At 70.5% G+C, this 17251-nt stretch carries 13 protein-coding genes and 1 tRNA gene; 11 read left to right on the top strand and 3 right to left on the bottom strand.

Features of this window, described 5'->3' with window-relative positions; all coding sequences use genetic code 11:
• Positions 1-256 precede the first annotated feature (256 nt).
• Positions 257-1762: a vWA domain-containing protein gene (locus ACSMXV_RS16120; RefSeq protein WP_473178964.1), complete on the top strand. Its 1506-nt coding sequence runs from the start codon at positions 257-259 to the stop codon at positions 1760-1762.
• Between the two features lie 78 nt (positions 1763-1840).
• Here the strand turns inward: ACSMXV_RS16120 and ACSMXV_RS16115 are convergent, their stop codons facing one another.
• Complete coding sequence (locus ACSMXV_RS16115) at positions 1841-3052, bottom strand: S8 family peptidase (RefSeq protein ID WP_473178289.1); 1212 nt, start codon at positions 3050-3052, stop codon at positions 1841-1843.
• A 538-nt stretch (positions 3053-3590) separates the two neighbouring features.
• Between ACSMXV_RS16115 and paaA the strand changes: the two genes are divergently transcribed.
• From paaA to ACSMXV_RS16075, 8 genes are all read left to right on the top strand, one after another.
• Entirely contained in the window at positions 3591-4601 is a 1011-nt protein-coding gene (gene paaA, locus ACSMXV_RS16110) for a 1,2-phenylacetyl-CoA epoxidase subunit PaaA (protein ID WP_473178288.1), read from the top strand.
• Positions 4598-4900, top strand: coding sequence for a 1,2-phenylacetyl-CoA epoxidase subunit PaaB (gene paaB, locus ACSMXV_RS16105; RefSeq protein WP_181661293.1), 303 nt, complete (start codon positions 4598-4600; stop codon positions 4898-4900). The genes paaA and paaB overlap by 4 nt, the downstream gene beginning before the upstream one ends.
• Before the next feature lie 10 nt (positions 4901-4910).
• Positions 4911-5768, top strand: coding sequence for a 1,2-phenylacetyl-CoA epoxidase subunit PaaC (paaC, locus tag ACSMXV_RS16100; RefSeq protein ID WP_473178287.1), 858 nt, complete (start codon positions 4911-4913; stop codon positions 5766-5768).
• Positions 5762-6304, top strand: coding sequence for a 1,2-phenylacetyl-CoA epoxidase subunit PaaD (paaD, locus tag ACSMXV_RS16095; RefSeq protein ID WP_473178286.1), 543 nt, complete (start codon positions 5762-5764; stop codon positions 6302-6304). The genes paaC and paaD overlap by 7 nt, the downstream gene beginning before the upstream one ends.
• Positions 6304-7497: a 1,2-phenylacetyl-CoA epoxidase subunit PaaE gene (paaE, locus tag ACSMXV_RS16090; RefSeq protein ID WP_473178285.1), complete on the top strand. Its 1194-nt coding sequence runs from the start codon at positions 6304-6306 to the stop codon at positions 7495-7497. Before paaD ends, paaE begins: the two co-directional genes overlap by 1 nt.
• Before the next feature lie 218 nt (positions 7498-7715).
• Positions 7716-8918, top strand: coding sequence for a PP2C family protein-serine/threonine phosphatase (locus ACSMXV_RS16085; protein ID WP_473178284.1), 1203 nt, complete (start codon positions 7716-7718; stop codon positions 8916-8918).
• A 378-nt stretch (positions 8919-9296) separates the two neighbouring features.
• Complete coding sequence (locus ACSMXV_RS16080; protein ID WP_473178283.1) at positions 9297-10346, top strand: hypothetical protein; 1050 nt, start codon at positions 9297-9299, stop codon at positions 10344-10346.
• A 134-nt stretch (positions 10347-10480) separates the two neighbouring features.
• Entirely contained in the window at positions 10481-11194 is a 714-nt protein-coding gene (locus ACSMXV_RS16075) for a class F sortase (RefSeq protein ID WP_473178282.1), read from the top strand.
• Positions 11195-11369: 175 nt separating this feature from the next.
• On the opposite strand, the gene chvE is transcribed toward ACSMXV_RS16075, so the two are convergent.
• Together chvE and ACSMXV_RS16065 are read right to left on the bottom strand one after the other, a co-directional pair.
• Positions 11370-12458: a multiple monosaccharide ABC transporter substrate-binding protein gene (gene chvE / locus ACSMXV_RS16070; protein ID WP_473178281.1), complete on the bottom strand. Its 1089-nt coding sequence runs from the start codon at positions 12456-12458 to the stop codon at positions 11370-11372.
• A gap of 692 nt (positions 12459-13150) precedes the next feature.
• Positions 13151-13223, bottom strand: a tRNA-Arg gene (locus ACSMXV_RS16065).
• 308 nt (positions 13224-13531) lie between these two features.
• Between ACSMXV_RS16065 and ACSMXV_RS16060 the strand changes: the two genes are divergently transcribed.
• The gene (locus tag ACSMXV_RS16060; protein ID WP_473178280.1) at positions 13532-15166 is read left to right on the top strand and encodes a dynamin family protein; all 1635 of its coding nucleotides are present in this window, start codon (positions 13532-13534) and stop codon (positions 15164-15166) included.
• 5 nt (positions 15167-15171) lie between these two features.
• Positions 15172-17190: a YfjP family GTPase gene (locus tag ACSMXV_RS16055; RefSeq protein ID WP_473178279.1), complete on the top strand. Its 2019-nt coding sequence runs from the start codon at positions 15172-15174 to the stop codon at positions 17188-17190.
• Positions 17191-17251 lie beyond the last annotated feature (61 nt).

The following is a 17251-nucleotide window of genomic DNA, read 5'->3' as shown; positions in this document are numbered from 1 at the left end:
GTAAGTCGAACGAAAGAGCGCGCAGACGAGCTGACGGGCCGAGGGGGCAGGGATGGAGCACGAGGGAGAGCACGCCCGGACACGCCAGGCGGGGCAGACAGGCCGGGCGGGGAGGCGGAAAGGCCGGACGGTGCAGACGGGCCGGGTACTCCGCAGCAGAGGGACGAGGTGGCCGGGCGGTGCACACAGGGTGTGGACGCCGCATCGTGGCGCCCGACTTCGCGGTGCGGTCGTCGCCGTGATCCTGGCGGGCGGGATGCTGCTCACCGGCTGCGGCGCGGCGGACAGCTCCGGCGCGTCGGACCGCAGCGGCGGCAAGGCGTGGGGCGACGGTCCGCCGCCCGCACCCGCCCCGGCGCAATCCCAGGCCACCGGCGAGGGCGCCCAGGGTGAACAGCGGGACGGCGAGGAACGGGAGTTCACGCCGACACCGCCGCCCGACTATCTCTCCACGTTCGCGCTCGACGTGGACACCGCCTCGTACGGCTTCGCGCGCCGCACTCTCGCCGAGGGGCGGCTGCCGGACCCGGCGACGGTGCGGCCCGAGGAGTTCGTCAACAGCTTCCGCCAGGACTATCCGCAGCCCGAGGGCGACGGCTTCACCGTGACCGTCGACGGTGCCCGCACGGACAGCGAGGGCTGGTCGCTCGTCCGCGTGGGCCTCGCCACCCGGGGCTCCGCGGCCGGCGCCGAACGCCCGCCCGCCGCACTCACCTTCGTCATCGACATCTCCGGCTCCATGGCCGAACCGGGCCGGCTGGACCTCGTGCGGGAGTCGCTCGGCATCATGACCGACCAGCTGCGCGACGACGATTCGGTCGCACTGGTCACCTTCAGCGACGAGGCCGAGACGGTGCTGCCGATGACCCGCCTGGGCGGCCACCGCGAACGCATCCACTCCGTGATCGACCGCCTGGAGCCCACCGACTCCACCAACGTGGAGGCAGGCATCCGCACCGGCTACGACACCGCCGTCGAAGGCCTGCGCGACGGCGCCACCAACCGGGTCGTCCTGCTCTCCGACGCCCTCGCCAACACGGGCGAGACGAGCGCCGACGCGATCCTGGAGCGCATCGCCGACGCCCGGCGCGAGCACGGCCTCACACTCTTCGGGGTGGGCGTGGGCAGTCAGTACGGCGATGCCCTGATGGAGCGCCTCGCCGACAAGGGCGACGGCCACACCACGTATGTGTCCAACGTCGAGGACGCCCGCACCGTGTTCTGCGAGCAGCTCCCCGCCAACATCGAACTGCGCGCCCGCGACGCCAAGGCACAGGTCGCCTTCGACCCGGAGACCGTCGAGCAGTTCCGCCTCATCGGCTACGACAACCGGCAGGTAGCCGACGAGGACTTCCGCAACGACCGCGTGGACGGCGGCGAGGTCGGCCCCGGGCACACGGTGACCGCGTTGTACGCGGTGCGCACCAGGCCGGGCGCCTCCGGGCACGTCGCGACGGCGAGCGTGCGCTGGCTCGACCCGGGCAGCCGTGCCCCGCACGAGGCGTCGGGCCAGATCGAGTCCGGCGCGCTCGACGGGCCTCTGTGGCAGGCGGGCAGCGGTCTGCGGGTCGCGGCGGTTGCGGCGTACTTCGCTGACGCCCTGCGCACCCCGGCGGGCACGGGTCGTTGGGCCCCGCTGCCGGGCGCACCGTCAATGACCGAACTGGCCGACCAGGCCGAGGAGTTGGCGTACACAACGCGGGACGAGACGGTACGCGAGCTCGCGGACGCGGTACGGCAGGCCGACCGGCTGCGGGCGTGACGGGCCTGATGGAACGCACATCGGCCGGGACTCCTCGGAGTCCCGGCCGGTGTCACGCCTGGCTTGGTTCAGAGCGGTCTAGAACAGCGAGTAGAGCAGCCTGTTGGGCGAGCCGGTGCGCGGATCCGTCACCTTGCCGCTGGTCGCGCCGTTCACCAGCGCGTCCCGTACCTGCGCCGGGGTCGCGGTCGGGTGGGTGGCCAGATAGAGGGCCGCGACACCCGCGGTGTGCGGTGTGGCCATGGACGTACCGCTGATGGTGTTGGTGGCCGTGTCGCTGTCGTCCCACGCCGACGTGACGCTGACGCCAGGGGCGAACAGGTCGAGGCAGGTGCCGTAGTTCGAGAACGACGCCCGCCTGTCGGCGGAGTCGGTGGCGCCGACGGTGATGGCCTCCGGGACGCGGGCCGGGGAGTAGTTGCAGGCGTTCTGCGGCCAGCCGAGGATGTTGCCGTTGCCCGCCGCTATCGAGTAGCTGACGCCGGAGGCTATGGACCTCTTCACGGCGTTGTCGAGGGTGGTGTCCGCGCCGCCGCCGAGGCTCATGTTCGCCACGGCCGGCTTCACGGCGTTCGCGGTGACCCAGTCGATACCGGCCACGACGCCGGCGGTGGTCCCGGAGCCGTTGCAGTCGAGCACCCGCACCGCGACCAGCTTCACGCCCTTCGCCACGCCGTACGTCTTGCCGCCCACCGTGCCCGCGACATGCGTGCCGTGCCCGTTGCAGTCCTGCCCGTTCTGGCCGCCGCCCACCGTGTCGGTGCCGACGCTCGCACGACCGCCGAACTCGCTGTGCGAGGTGCGGATCCCGGTGTCGATGATGTACGCGGTGACGTTCGACGCGGTCGTGTTGTACGTGTAGGTCTTGCTCAGCGGAAGATCCCGCTGGTCGATGCGGTCGATGCCCCACGTCGCGTCGGACTGGGTGTCGTTGATGCGCAGGACCTGGTTCTGCTGGACGTACGCGACCTTGGGGTCCCGCGCGAGTTCGGCCGCCTCGCTCTTCGTCAGCTCGGCGGAGAATCCCTTGAGGGCGCTGCTGTAGACGCGGTCAAGGGCGCCGTCGTACTTCGTGGCGAGGCTCCTGGCCGTGGTGGGCGTCGCCGCCTTCGTGGTGGAGCCGTCCTTGAGGACGACGATCCAGCTGTCGGGAACGGCCGTCGCCTCGGGAGCGAGACGCAGGTCGGCCAGCGGCGCGCTGTGGGCGGGAGAGGCGGTGAACTGCAATCCGGCTGCGAGCAGCACGGCTGCGGGCAGAAGGGCTCCGAGCCGGCGGGTGGTTGCTCTCATAGGGCACCAGACCTTTCGTTGACCGGGTCGCGCTCATGTGGGGGTTGGGCTTCATGTGGGGTCGGTTGCGACGGCGCAGTACAGAGCGCGCCGAGACACCCGATGGGCACCCAAGGTGTTCATGGCATGCACAAGTCAGCATCAAACGCGCACGGAGGTCTGGGTGTTGGGGGAGTGCATGGGGGAGTTGCGGAGCTTGCGTGAAACCTGACGTGAGGTCAGCGGGTAGCGTGGCGGAGGTCGCTGTGGTGGCGGTCGGGGTCCTTGCCGCACGGCTGTCGGTCGCTCACCGTGAGCCGGTAGCGCTGCCCTGGCTCCAGTCGTCGCGGCCCGCGCAGGACGCAACCGCCACCGTCCTCCGTATGAGCCCACGAGGAGAGGGCGAACACCTGGTGCGCAGGACGGTCTCGCGCGCCCGTGTGTCCGCGCGGGGGCCGGTGGAGCGGCGGGATGTCCGTCCGGGCTTGTCTGGCGAGAGAAAACTCGGCACACTGGTCACATGGACCGAACGAACGGTCGGTTGGGGAAGCGGGTGTCGATGACCACGACAGACTCCGCCTCGTCCGCCGCGGGCTCCACCGACCCGCGCCTGGACGGGCACGATGAGCAGGACCTCGACCAGCACTTCGACGCGACGATCGCGAGGGATCAGCGGATCGAGCCGCGGGACTGGATGCCCGACGGCTACCGCAAGACGCTGATCCGGCAGATCGCGCAGCATGCCCACTCGGAGATCATCGGTATGCAGCCCGAGGGCGAGTGGATCACCAGGGCGCCGTCGCTGCGCCGTAAGGCGATCCTGTTCGCGAAGGTCCAGGACGAGGCCGGGCACGGCCTGTACCTGTACTCGGCGGCGGAGACGCTGGGCGCCGACCGCGCGGACCTCACGCAGCGGCTGATCGAGGGCCGGCAGAAGTACTCCTCGATCTTCAACTACCCGACGCTGAGCTTCGCCGACGTCGGCGTGATCGGCTGGTTCGTGGACGGCGCGGCGATCTGCAACCAGGTGCCGCTGTGCAGGAGTTCGTACGGGCCGTACGCGCGCGCGATGGTGCGGATCTGCAAGGAAGAGTCGTTTCATCAGCGGCAGGGTTACGAGCTGCTGATGACGATGATGCGCGGCACCGACGCCCAGCGGGAGATGGTCCAGGACGCGGTGGACCGCTGGTGGTGGCCGTCGCTGATGATGTTCGGCCCGCCCGACGACGCCTCGCCGAACTCGGCGCAGTCCATGGCCTGGAAGATCAAGCGGCACAGCAACGACGAGCTGCGCCAGCGCTTCGTCGACATGACCGTCCCGCAGGCCGAGAAGCTCGGCGTGACGCTGCCCGATCCCGAGCTGCGGTGGAACGCCGAGCGCGGCCACCACGACTTCGGCACGCCGGACTGGTCGGAGCTGCAACGGGTGATCAAGGGCGACGGGCCCTGTAACGCCCAGCGGATGGAGCGGCGCAGGTCCGCCCACGAGGAGGGCGCCTGGGTGCGGGAGGCGGCGAGCGCGTACGCGGCCAAGCAGAGCAGGCGAGCGAGGGAAGGGGCGGCGGCATGAGCAGCACCGAAGGCGTCAAGGACGAGTGGCCCCTCTACGAGGTGTTCGTACGGGGCAAGCGGGGCCTGAACCATGTGCACGTCGGCTCGCTGCACGCCGCCGACGACCGGATGGCCCTCACCCACGCCCGCGACCTGTACACGCGGCGCAACGAGGGCGTCTCGATCTGGGTGGTGCGCTCGGACCACATCGCCGCGTCCACACGCGACGAGAAGGACCCGTTTTTCGCGCCGAGCGCCGACAAGGTCTACCGCCACCCGACCTTCTACGACATCCCCGACGACGTCCCGCACATCTGAGGAGCAGGGCATGAGTGACGATCACGTCTACATGACCCTCGCCGAGGGACACGAGGACGACGCCCGCTGGGCGTACGGCACCGGTTTCGAGGACCCGCTGCACGGCGTGGACAGCGCCGTGCCCGAAGGGCTCGACGCCGGTGAGCTGGCCGCGTGCTGCCTGGCCCTGGGCGACGACGCACTGGTCAGCGCGCAGCGGCTGGCCGAGTGGTGCACCCGCGCCCCGGAGCTGGAGGAGGAGGTGGCGCTGGCCAACATCGGGCTCGACCTGCTCGGCCAGGCCCGCCTGCTGTACGGGCGCTGCGGGCAGGTCGACGGCACCGGGCGGGGAGAAGACGCGTACGCCTACTTCCGCGATCCCGGCGACTTCCGCAACGTCCGCCTCGCCGAACTCCCGGGCGGCGACTTCGCGTTCTCCATCACCCGGCTGCTGGTGCTCTCCAGCTGGCGGCTCGCGCTCTTCGAGCAGCTCACGGCCTCGCCCGACCCCGTACTTGCGGCGATCGCGGCCAAGGGCGTCAAGGAACTGGCGTACCACCGGCAGTACGCGGCCGAGTGGGCGGTGCGCCTGGGCGACGGCACCGAGGAGTCGCACCGGCGGATGCGTACGGCCCTGGAGCAGGTCGGCCCTTACATCGGTGAGTTGTTCACGGCGTACGACGTGCGGGACGAGGTCGTCGCGGTCCTGCGCCAGGTCACCGAGGCGGCCGGACTGCCCATGCCCGCGTGGAAGCCCTCCCCAAGCTCCTCGAGCAGGGGATACCCCCTGCCCGGCGCCGGCCGCGACGGCGACCACACCGAACACCTTGCCCCGCTGCTGGCCGAGCTCCAGAGCGTGGCCCGCGCCCACCCGGAGGCGACATGGTGACCACCGGAGGCGACACGGTGACCGCGCTCGCATCGGCCGACGCGCGGCGGGCCCGGCGCATCGCCGAGCAGGTGCCCGATCCCGAGCTGCCCATGCTCACCCTCGCCGACCTGGGCGTACTGCGCGGCGTGGAGATCATCGCCGACGGCACCGTGGTCGCCGGCCTCACGCCCACCTACTCCGGCTGCCCGGCGATGGCCGAGATGCGCGCCGACGTGGCCGCGCGGCTGCGGGATGCAGGATTCGACCGGGTCGAGATCCGTACCGTCCTCGACCCTCCGTGGACCAGCGACTGGATCACCCCCGCGGGCCGCCGCAAGCTCGCCGAACACGGGATCGCGCCCCCCGACGCCGCGCCCCGCCGCACCACCGGCCCCGTGCCGCTCGAACTGTCGGCCATCCGCCGCTCGGTCGCGTGCCCGCGTTGCGGCTCGGTGGACACCGAGGAGACCTCCCGTTTCGCCGCCACCTCCTGCAAGGCCCTGTGGCGCTGCCGCTCCTGCCTGGAGCCGTTCGAGTACGTCAAGGAGATCTGATGGACGTGCGTCAAGGAGATCTGACGGACGATGTGGCGGCCCCGACCCGGGCACCGTCGTCGGCCGAGGCGTCGGCCCCGACGCCGCCCCCGGCCCCGGCCGCCCCGCAGGCGTCGCCCGCGCGTTCCCGTCGCCGCCCGGCCTTCCACCGCCTGCGGGTCGCCGCCGTTCAGCCGCTGTGCGAGGACGCAGCCGCCGTCGGTTTCGACATTCCCGCGGATCTCGCCGAGGAGTTCGCCTTCGCTCCCGGGCAGGCCCTGACGCTGCGGCGGGAGGTCGACGGCCGGGACGAGCGCCGCTCGTACTCGATCTGCTCACCGGCCGGATCGTCGCCCCGCATCGGCGTACGGGTCGTTCCGGGCGGGCTGTTCTCGTCCTGGCTCGTGACCGGCGTACGGCCCGGCGACACGGTCGAGGTGATGGGACCGACCGGCGCCTTCACCCCCGACCTGACCCGGTCGGGCCACCACGTCCTGATCGCGGCCGGATCCGGCATCACCCCCATGCTCTCCATCGCCGAGTCGGTCCTCGCCGCCGACGACACTTCGCAGGTCACGCTCTTCTACGGAAACCGGCGCACCGACACCGTGATGTTCGCCGACGAGCTCGCCGACCTGAAGGACCTGTATCCGGCCCGGTTCCAGCTCGCCCACGTGCTGTCCCGCGAGCCCCGCGAGGCGGACGTCCTTTCCGGACGCCTCGACGCCGACCGTCTCGCCACGCTTGTCGACGCCCTCGTCGACATCGACGGCACCGACCACTGGTGGCTGTGCGGCCCGCACGGCATGGTCAAGGACGCCCAGCGGGTCCTCGCCGGTCTTGGAGTCCCCGATGACCGCGTCCATCAGGAGCTGTTCTACGCCGACGACGAGCCCGTGCAGCCGGTGCGCCACGAGGACGCGGCGCTCGAGGGGCCCGTCAGCCAGGTGACCGTCACCCTCGACGGGCGCTCCACCACGACCGCGCTCTCCCGGGAGCAGACCATCCTGGAGGGCGCGCAGCGCACCCGCCCCGACCTGCCTTTCGCCTGCAAGGGCGGGGTCTGCGGCACCTGCCGCGCCCTGGTGACCGACGGCAAGGCCGACATGCGCCGCAACTTCGCCCTCGAACCCGGCGAGGTCGACGCCGGGTACGTCCTGACCTGCCAGTCCTTCCCGGTCTCCGAGACGCTGACCGTCGATTTCGACAGCTGACGGACGAGCCGAAGGACGGGTCGGCTCAGCCCCCGCATCAAGGTCCCGCCGGTCCCCGCCGCGCCCCTGCCGGGCCCCGCCGGGCCCTCCGCCAGGCCCCGCCGGGCCCTCCGCCGGGCCTCGCCCGGTCACCGAGCGGAAGTACGGCCCCGGTGTGAGACTGCTGGTGTCGCGGGCCTCGACGGAGGGTCCGTGCGGCATACCCGCTGGTGGAAGACATGGGAGACGATGTGCCGGCACAAGAGGCCGGGGAGAGGCTTCTGGAGGACTTCCTCGCCGATCCCCGGAACGCGGCCCTGGACCTGTCCACGGCCGTGACCCGGTGCGCCACGGCCCTAGGCCTGAACCAGGTGGTGGTCTATCTCGCCGACGTGCAGCAGCGGCACCTGATATCCCTGACGGACGTGTCGCCGACGCTTCCCGTCGACGCATCGCTGGGGGGCTGGTCCTACCGCACACTCTCGCTGCGCGTGGAGGAGTCCCCGACGGGTGGGATGACCGTGTGGCTGCCGCTGATCGACGGCGCCGAGCGGCTCGGGGTCATCGCGGCGCAGACCATGTCCCTGGACGCGGAGCGCCTGCGGCACTGCCGGGCCCTCGCCGCCCTCGTCGCGATGATGATCACCTCCCGGCGGGCGTACCTGGACACCTTCGTACAGCGGACCCGCACCGAGCCCATGCAGCTGCCGGCCGAGCTGCTGAGGGCCGTGATGCCGCCCCGCACCATAGGCAACCTCCACGCCATCTCGACCGCGGTGCTCGAGCCGGCCTACGAGATCGGCGGGGACGCCTTCGACCACGCGCTCACCGAGACGACGCTGCACGCCACGATTCTGGACGCCATGGGCCACAACATGGCGTCGGGCCTGACCACGGCCGTCACGCTGGCGGCCTGCCGCAACGGCCGGCGGACGGGTGCCGATCTGCCCGAGCTGGTGGAAACGGTCGACCGGACACTCGCCGAGTGGTTTCCCGACCAGTTCTGCACGGGCGTCCTCACCCAGCTCGACCTCATGAGCGGCGCCCTGCGCTGGTGCAACTGCGGGCATCCGCAGCCCCTGCTCATTCGCAACGAGCGCCTGGTGCGCGGAGCCCTGGAACGCCCGGCCGATCCGCCCATGGGGCTGACCACCGCCTTCCTCGACGCGCCCCGCAACGTGTACGAGATCGACCTGGAGCCCGGCGACCGCGTCCTGCTCTACACCGACGGCATCACCGAGGCTCGCACCCAGGCCGGAGCGGAATTCGGCCTCGACCGCTTCGCCGACTCCATCATCCGCGCCACCGCGGCAGGCGAACCGGCCCCGGAAACCCTGCGTCACCTCATCCACGCGATCCTGGACGCCCAGAGCAACCGCCTGCGCGACGACGCGACGATCCTGCTCCTCGAGTGGCGACCGCCTCAGGCGCACGTGCCGTAGGGCTCGGCGGAACCCGGCCGGGCGAGGCGGCCCTGGGAGGCGGTCCGGGGGAGGCGCGGGAGAGGGCTGACAGGGGGTCAGAGTGGCCGGGAGACCGGCACGCTCGACCGGACGGGGGACAGCGGACCGCCCGTCAGGCCCGGACGGCGGCACGTGACCCTTTACCCCATAGTGATGACGCATCAGGGGCCGCTGTGTGCTGCCAAGCGGGTAATAATTCCGCCTCAACCACTCGATGGGCCCACTTAGTAGCTCAAATGCGGCGTTCTCCGGTGGTGCGGAGCCGCAATCCCGCTGAGGGTGATCACGTCGCTACTGCGATCCGAAGAGCCGGCGCCGGGTCGGCCGTCGCAGTCGTGGCGAAAGGAATTCCTCCCCATGCGAATTACCCGCACCCTGTTCGCCTCGGCCGCCGTCACCGCGGCCCTCGCGATCGCCGCTCCCGCCGCGAATGCCGTCACCGTGGCCGAGCTCTGGACGTCGCACACCGCCTCCTCGTACGGCGACGACGACTACGACAAGAAGGACGACGACAAGAAGGACGACTACGACAAGAAGGACGACTACAGCAAGGACGACAAGAAGGACGACGACTACAAGAAGGACGACTACGGCAAGAAGGAAGACGACTACAAGAAGGACTACGACAAGAAGGACTACGACAAGCCCAAGGGTGGCGTCCACGCCGGTGGTGGTGCCCTGGCCCTGACCCGGGCCGGTGACGACGACTACGACAAGAAGGACGACGAGAAGAAGGACGACTACGACAAGAAGGACGACTACAGCAAGGACGACGACAAGAAGGACGACTACGACAAGAAGGACGACGACTACAAGAAGGACGACTACGGCAAGAAGGAAGACGACTACAAGAAGGACTACGACAAGAAGGACTACGACAAGCCCAAGGGTGGCGTCCACGCCGGCGGTGGTGCCCTGGCCCTGACCCGCGGCGGCGACGACGAGTACGACAAGAAGGACGACGAGAAGAAGGACGACGAGAAGAAGGACGACTACGACAAGGACGACGACAAGAAGGACGACTACGGCAAGGACGACGACAAGAAGGACGACTACGACAAGAAGGACTACGGCAAGGACAAGGACTACGACAAGAAGGACTACGACAAGCCCAAGGGCGGCGTCCACGCCGGTGGTGGTGCGCTGTCGCTGACCCCGGCCGGCGACGACGACTACTACGACAAGAAGAAGGACGACGACTACGACAAGAAGGACAGCTACGGCAAGAAGGAGCACGACTACGACAAGAAGGACCACTACGGCAAGCCCAAGGGCGGCGTCCACGCCGGTGGTGGTGGTCTCGCACAGTCCGGAAGCAGCATCGCCGCGGGTTCCGCGCTGCTGCTCGCCGGCATCGGCGCCGGCACGTACATCCTGCGGCGTCGCAACGCCTCGGGTGTTGCGTAGGCCTGATCAGGTACCCCTCGCCAGTCGCTGTGCTGTCGCGGTCGCCCTCGGAGGGCGGCCGCGGCCGCGGCTTTTGACCGGATCACCCCGCCGCTCTCGCCTCACCGCCGCCCGTTCATGAAAGGCACCCTTCCATGGCCGCCCCGCAGTCGCCCGAGCCGGACAAGCCCCGGACCGCGCCCGCGTCCCGTACCGTCGTCCGCGCCATGCTGTGGCCCGTAGCAGCAGTGGTGCTGGGCGCTCTGCTCATTCACAACTCCCTGGAGCCGCCCGCGGATCTCAAGCCGCAGGCCCGGCCATCGGTGGTCGCCTCGGCTCCCTCCGCCAAGCCCAGCGCGTCCAGCACGCCGAGACCGTCTCCCTCTCCCACCGGCCCCGTACTGACCCGCTCGGCGCCCAAGCGGATCTCGATCCCGGCGATCTCCGTCGACGCGCCGTTCACCGCGTTGTCCCTCGGCGCCTCCGGGCGGCTCAACGCGCCGCCCGTGGACAACAAGAATCTCGTCGGCTGGTTCAAGGACGGTGCGTCGCCCGGTGAACGGGGCACATCGATCGTCGTGGGCCACGTCGACACCAAGACGGGCCCTGCGGTGTTCGTGGAGCTCAGCGAGCTCCAGCCCGGAAACAGGATCGACATCACGCGTGCGGACGGCAGCGTCGCGCACTTCGAGGTCGACTCCGTCGAGACCTTCAGCAAGGCGGAGTTCCCCGACGACCGGGTCTACGCCCACAGTTCGTCCCCGGAACTGCGCCTCATCACCTGCGGCGGCGCCTACGACAGGGTGGCCCAGGACTACGAGGACAACGTGGTCGCGTTCGCCCACCTCGACTCGGTCAAGCGCGCCTGAGCCAGGGTCCGTCGAGCGCGTCTGATTCACGATCGGTCGCGCGCGTCTGATCCACGGTTCGTCAAACGCGCCTGAACCACGGTCAGTCGAGGTCAAGCCGTCCGAGCCACGGGTGCCCGCCGGATCTTCCGCGGGCACCCGGCGCATGCTCCGCCGGAGGGGAGCATGCCGTCGGTCACTTGAGGTCCTTCGCGTCGATGTAGCCCGAATCGATGAGGACGTCCTTGTAGTTGTCCTTGTCGACGCTCACCGGCTTGATCAGGTACGCCGGGATGACCTTCTTCCCGTTGTCGTACGACGTGGTGTCGTTGATCATCGGCTTGCGGTGGTGGAGTACCGCATTGAGCATGCTCGACGCGACCAGGGCGAGGTCGCGGGTGTCCTTGTAGACGGTCTGGGACTGCTCCCCCTCAATGATCGACTTCACCGAGGGGGTCTCGGCGTCCTGACCCGTGACGACGGGCAGAGGCTTCGCGGCGGTGCCGTAACCCTGCTTCTTCAGCGCGTTGATGATGCCGATGGACATGCCGTCGTACGGCGAGAGGACGGCGTCCACGCGGTCGTCGGTGTACGAGCGGAGCAGCTTGGTCATACGTTTCTGCGCGGTGGCGCCGTCCCAGCGGAGGGTGGTGGCCTTCTCGTACTCGGTCTCGCCCGACTTCACAACGAGTTCCTTGTCGGCGATGTAGGGCTTCAGTACCTCCATCGCGCCGTCCCAGAAGAAGCGGGCGTTGTTGTCGTCGGGGGAGCCGGCGAACAGCTCGATGGTGAGGGGGCCCTTCGCGGTGCCGTTGACCAGTCCGAGATGTTCGGTGATGTACGTCGCCTGGAGCTCGCCGACCTGTGCGTTGTCGAAGGAGGCGTAGTAGTCGACGTCGGGGCTGTCCAGGATCAGCCGGTCGTAGGCGATCACGGCGATGTCGGCGGCGGCGGCCTTCTGCAGGACGTCCGTGAGCGAATGCCCGTCGACCGCGGCGATCACGAGTGCGTCCACGCCCTGGGAGATCATCTTCTCCACCTGTGCGACCTGGGTCTTCGGGTCGTTGTCGGCGTACTTCAACGTGCTCTCGTAGCCGTACTGCTTGAGCTCGTCGACCATGTTGTTGCCGTCGTCTATCCAGCGCTGGGACACCTTCGTCGGCATCGCTATGCCGACGGTCGCGCCCTCGCTGCTGGATGCGTCGCCGTCCTGGCCGCAGGCGGTGAGAGCGAGGGAGAGAACCGACGCGGCTATGGCCGCTGCGAGCGGAGTGCGGGCGCGCATGCTGTTCGTTCCTTACAAAGTGAGAGGCAGTCTGCGGAACGTGCGTGTTCGAGGAGTTCGGGGAGTTTTGATGCGAGGCCGTGCAGAGCCCCCCGCGCCAGAGGACGGGCGCCGCACCGGACCAGTCGCGGCGGCTCGTACGTTCGGTGATCGCCGCCCCATGACCGACACCTGGATGCGGGGACCATCCAGGGGCGGCCGTCTCACCGGATCTCGGTGAGGCGCTGAAGCGTCGGACCGGACGGTATGTGCGCCAAGCCGGCACTCGACTGATCCCGCACAGAGCAGGGCCGGGTTGACCGTGCCCGCTAGCGCGGCCCTCGGGTGTGGAGTGGCGGGCAGCCTACCGCAGACACACACAATCACCACAGCCCCATCGATCACCTGCGTATACGACGGCAAACAGAGTGTGCTCAGGGCTGATCGCCGCCTGACGCGAGCTGAAGCCGGCATCGGCCGATGAACGCGCCGGCCAGGCGAGTGCGTATGTGTGCGGGGCTCGCATGCCGCCGTGCCGGTCGCCCGGAGGTCTCCGCGAGGTGTCGCTCGCCTTCAGAGGCACGCGTCGGCGGCTGGAGAGGTCTCGTTGAGGCGCCCGCCGAACGGGTTCTCAGCGTTGCGAGGGCCTGGGCCGGTCCGGGGTCGTGCCCAGGGAGGGGTGGACTGCGCGTTCGGCGTCCCAAAAAGCGGAGCGCCCCCGGCAGGACTCGAACCTGCGGCCAAGCGCTTAGAAGGCGCCTGCTCTATCCACTGAGCTACGGGGGCCGGGTGGTGGCCGGTGGCCCGGGGCCCCGGGTGGGGCTGAACCGTGGCCTTGCCGGGGACAAGGATAGGGCTCCTGGATCCTTGACTCTCCTGCTTCTCCTCCGCGGTTCGATGTGGAGGTTCAGTGAAGCGGTCCCGATAATCGCAGGCAGGTACGAATCCTGCATCGCTTTTGGCCTCTCGCGCCCCGGGTGTTGTGCACTCGTTATGCCTGCGCCCCACTTACCCCTTCCGTCCCGGAGGTCTGATCGGCGCGCAGAAGCACCCATATGCTTCAGAAAGGCTCCAAAATTGGGCATTCTTCGCATGTGGTGACCTTCGACGTACGGCCTCAGCTGCTCGACGCACTCTCTGTCCTGCGCGACCGTGTCGCCGCCACGCGCTTTCCGCTGCCCGTGGCGGGGGCGGCACGCGCGCGTGCCAACCGGGAGGAACTGCTGCTGCAACTCGACGACTACCTGGTGCCCCGTCTGAAGGAACCCGAAGCGCCGCTGCTCGCGGTGATCGGTGGATCCACCGGGGCCGGGAAGTCGACCCTCGTCAACTCCCTCGTGGGGCGCCAGGTCACCGAGGCCGGGGTGCTGCGGCCGACGACGCGTACGCCGGTGCTCGTGTGCCATCCGGACGACCAGCACTGGTTCAGCGGGAAGCGGGTACTGCCGCAGCTCGCGCGCGTACGGGCGACCAAGCAGGAGACCTGGAGGGGCAGACGGCCGCTCGCCAGGCCCGGGGGGCGGGCGCTGCGGATCGAGACCACCGACACGCTGCCGCCCGGCCTCGCGCTCCTCGACGCGCCCGACGTCGACTCCCTCGTGGCCGAGAACCGGCTCCTCGCAGCCGAGCTGATCTGCGCCGCCGACGTGTGGGTCATGGTCACCACCGCCGCCCGGTACGCAGACGCCGTGCCGTGGCATCTGCTGCGTACCGCCAAGGAGCACAACGTGACGCTCGTCACCGTGCTCGACCGGGTGCCGCACCAGGTCGTCACGGAGGTGTCCCGGCAGTACGCGGCGCTGCTCACGAAGGCGGGACTCGGCGATGCGCCCCGTTTCACCGTGCCCGAGCTGCCCGAGTCCGCCGGGGGCGGCGGGCTGCTGCCCAGCACCGCCGTGGCACCGCTGCGCACCTGGCTCGTGCACCGCGCGCACGACATGGGAGCCCGCCGCCAGGCGATCGTCCGTACCGCCAACGGTGTCATGAACTCGCTGGGGGCGCGGATGCCCGAGCTGGCCGGCGCCGTCGCCGCACAGCACGCGGCAGCGCTGCGGCTCACGGCTGCTGTCGACGAGGCGTACGAAGAAGAGCACGCGCGCGTGCGGGGCCGTTTGCAGGCCGGGGCCGTGCTCGCGGGTGACGCTCTCAAGCGCTGGCGGGCCTACCCGCTGGACTGCACCCCGGAGGAGCTGCTCGACGCACTCGTCGAGAGCCTGGGAACGCTGCTGCTGAACGCCGTGGCCGCGGTCGACGAGCGCGTGGAGGAGGCGTGGCGGCACGAACCGGGCGGCCTCGCTCCAGGGCTGACGGTCCGCGCCCCGGGGCTGGAGAGCGCCGAACACCGGATCGGCATGACGGTACGACGGTGGCGGCGCGTCCTCGAGGAGTACGCCGAGGACGAAGTGCGCGGCCTCGATGCCGCACCGGATATGCGGCGGACGTCGCGTGGCGTCGCGCCGGACCCGGAGGCCGTCGCCGCTCTGCTCGCCACCGCACTGCTGGGCGGACGCCGGGGCCGCTCGGCGGGCGAGAATCTGGCCGAGCGCATCGGGGCGCATGGGGCGCTCCGGCTGCGCGACCGCGGCGGGCTCCTGCTCACCAGCTACGTGGACAAGGTGCTCAGCGTCGAGCGCGAACGGCGCCTGGCCCCCCTCGACGCCCTCGGAGTGCACCCCGAACCCCAGGCCGAACTCATCGCCGCTCTGTCCGTCATGCAGAAGGAGAGGTGACCGCGGTGACCGCTGTCACTGACCACAGGGATCACTCCGACCCCACCGGCGGGTCGGGCGAGGCTCGCGGTTCGGGCCCGTCCGGCACATCACGGGCAGAGGGTGAACCGAACCCCGGCAGATCGTCCCGGGCCACCGGTCGCGACACCGGGCACGCGCGCGTGGAGGACGACGATCAGGGCAGCGAGGACGCGCGCGGGAGTGGGCGGCCGGACCGTGAAACCGATGGTGCCTGGGACGACGGGTTGATCGCACGGCGTGTGTCCCAAGCGGGCGATGACGGAGCCGCCGGCGATACGGAGGGCGGAGCCGGGGGCGAGGGTGGCGCCCACGAGGGCCGTGGAGGTGCCCATGGCGGAGCGGAATCCCGTAGCGGTGCCGACGCCTCGCCGGGCAGCACCCTGTACGACACGCAGCTACGGGGCCGGCTCGACTCACTGCGCGAGCTCATCGGACTGTCCCGCACCCGGCTCGACAGGAAGACGCTCGCCGAGGCGGGCCGCGTCCTGGACGAGGCCGCCGCCCGGCGCAGACTGTCCGAAGAGCACACCGTGGTCGCCATCGCAGGCGCCACCGGCAGCGGCAAGTCGTCGCTGTTCAACGCCCTGGCGGGGGTGACGATCTCCGAGGCCGGGGTGCGCAGGCCGACCACCGCGGCCCCCGTGGCGTGCAGCTGGACGGACGGTGCGGCAGGGCTGCTGGACCGCCTCGACATCCCCATGCGGCTGCGCCGCCGGCCCGCGAAGAGCCCGGACGGGGAGGCGCAGCTGCGCGGCCTCGTCCTGATCGACCTGCCCGACCACGACTCGGCCGTCGCCGCCCACCGCGAACAGGTCGACCGCATCCTCGCGCTCGTCGACGCGGTGATCTGGGTCGTCGACCCCGAGAAGTACGGGGACGCCGTGCTGCACGAGCGGTATCTGCGGCCTCTGGCAGGGCACGCGGAGGTCACCTTCGTCGTGCTCAACCAGGTGGACCGGCTGCCCGGCGACGCCGCCGAACAGGTGCTCGACGATCTGCGGCGCCTGCTCGACGAGGACGGCATCGCGCTCGGGGAGTACGGCGAGCCCGGTGCGACCGTGCTCGCGTTGTCCGCGCTGACGGGCGAGGGTGTCGGCGAACTGCGCGACGCGCTCGACCAGTTCGTCGCGGAACGGGGCGCCGCCGTACGCCGTATCTCCGCGGATCTGGACGCCGCGGCGGCACGGCTGCGGTCCCTCTACGCGGCGGAGCGCCGCCCCGGGCTCAGTGAGGCGGCACGAGAGGAGTTCGCCGTCCGGCTCGCGGAGGCGGTGGGCGCCGAGGCCGCCGGAGAGGCCGCGGAACGGGCCTGGACCCGCAACGCCAACAAGGCGTGCGGCACACCGTGGCTGCGGCTGTGGCGGTGGTACGAGGCACGGAACGCACCCCTCGCGCTGCGGCCCCGACCGGGTCCTCAGGCGCCGGTGGACGAGGAGGCCGCGGCACGCCAGCGCGTCGAGCAGGCGGTACGCACGGTGGCGGACAAGGCGGCGTACGGGCTGCCGGCACCGTGGGCACAGGCGGTACGCGAGGCTGCGGCACGCGGCGGTCAGGGGCTGCCCGAGGCGCTGGACGAGGTTGCGGTGACCGCCGGGCCGCCTGCGGGGCGGCCGCCGCGGCCCGGCTGGTGGCCGCTGGCCGTGCTGGTCCAGGCGTCGATGACCATCCTCCAGGTCATCGGCGGACTGTGGCTGCTGGCGCAGGTCATCGGGATCACCTCGCCCAACCTGGGGGTGCCGGTGCTGCTCATGTCGGCGGGCATCGTGGGCGGCCCCTGCGTCGAACGGGCCTGCGGGGTTGCGGTACGCGGACCCGCGCGGCGATACGGAGCGGAGGCGGAACGGCGCCTCAGAGAGGCCGCCGCCGCCTGCGGCAAGGCGCACGTGCTCGATCCGGTGGGGGCCGAACTGCTGCGGTACCAGGAAGTGCGTGAGAAGTACGTGGATGTGATCGGGGTCGGCCGGGCCGGCGGGGTGACGAAGTTGTCCACAACCAGCCGGTAGCCCACAGGTCTCAGCGGGCCCGGCCCGGCGGATGCACTCTGAGATCGCTGCGGTCGCCGGT

This window comes from Streptomyces sp. DSM 42067 (assembly GCF_055792885.1).
Note: the sequence above shows the minus strand (reverse complement) of the source record. Positions and strands in the feature narration are given on the sequence as shown.

Coding starts and splice junctions, on each gene's coding strand:
- ACSMXV_RS16120 (WP_473178964.1), top strand. CDS start 257: ATGCTGCTCACCGGCTGCGGCGCGGCGGACAGCTCCGGCGCGTCGGAC.
- ACSMXV_RS16115 (WP_473178289.1), bottom strand. CDS start 3,052: ATGAGAGCAACCACCCGCCGGCTCGGAGCCCTTCTGCCCGCAGCCGTG.
- paaA (WP_473178288.1), top strand. CDS start 3,591: ATGACCACGACAGACTCCGCCTCGTCCGCCGCGGGCTCCACCGACCCG.
- paaB (WP_181661293.1), top strand. CDS start 4,598: ATGAGCAGCACCGAAGGCGTCAAGGACGAGTGGCCCCTCTACGAGGTG.
- paaC (WP_473178287.1), top strand. CDS start 4,911: ATGAGTGACGATCACGTCTACATGACCCTCGCCGAGGGACACGAGGAC.
- paaD (WP_473178286.1), top strand. CDS start 5,762: ATGGTGACCACCGGAGGCGACACGGTGACCGCGCTCGCATCGGCCGAC.
- paaE (WP_473178285.1), top strand. CDS start 6,304: ATGGACGTGCGTCAAGGAGATCTGACGGACGATGTGGCGGCCCCGACC.
- ACSMXV_RS16085 (WP_473178284.1), top strand. CDS start 7,716: ATGGGAGACGATGTGCCGGCACAAGAGGCCGGGGAGAGGCTTCTGGAG.
- ACSMXV_RS16080 (WP_473178283.1), top strand. CDS start 9,297: ATGCGAATTACCCGCACCCTGTTCGCCTCGGCCGCCGTCACCGCGGCC.
- ACSMXV_RS16075 (WP_473178282.1), top strand. CDS start 10,481: ATGGCCGCCCCGCAGTCGCCCGAGCCGGACAAGCCCCGGACCGCGCCC.
- chvE (WP_473178281.1), bottom strand. CDS start 12,458: ATGCGCGCCCGCACTCCGCTCGCAGCGGCCATAGCCGCGTCGGTTCTC.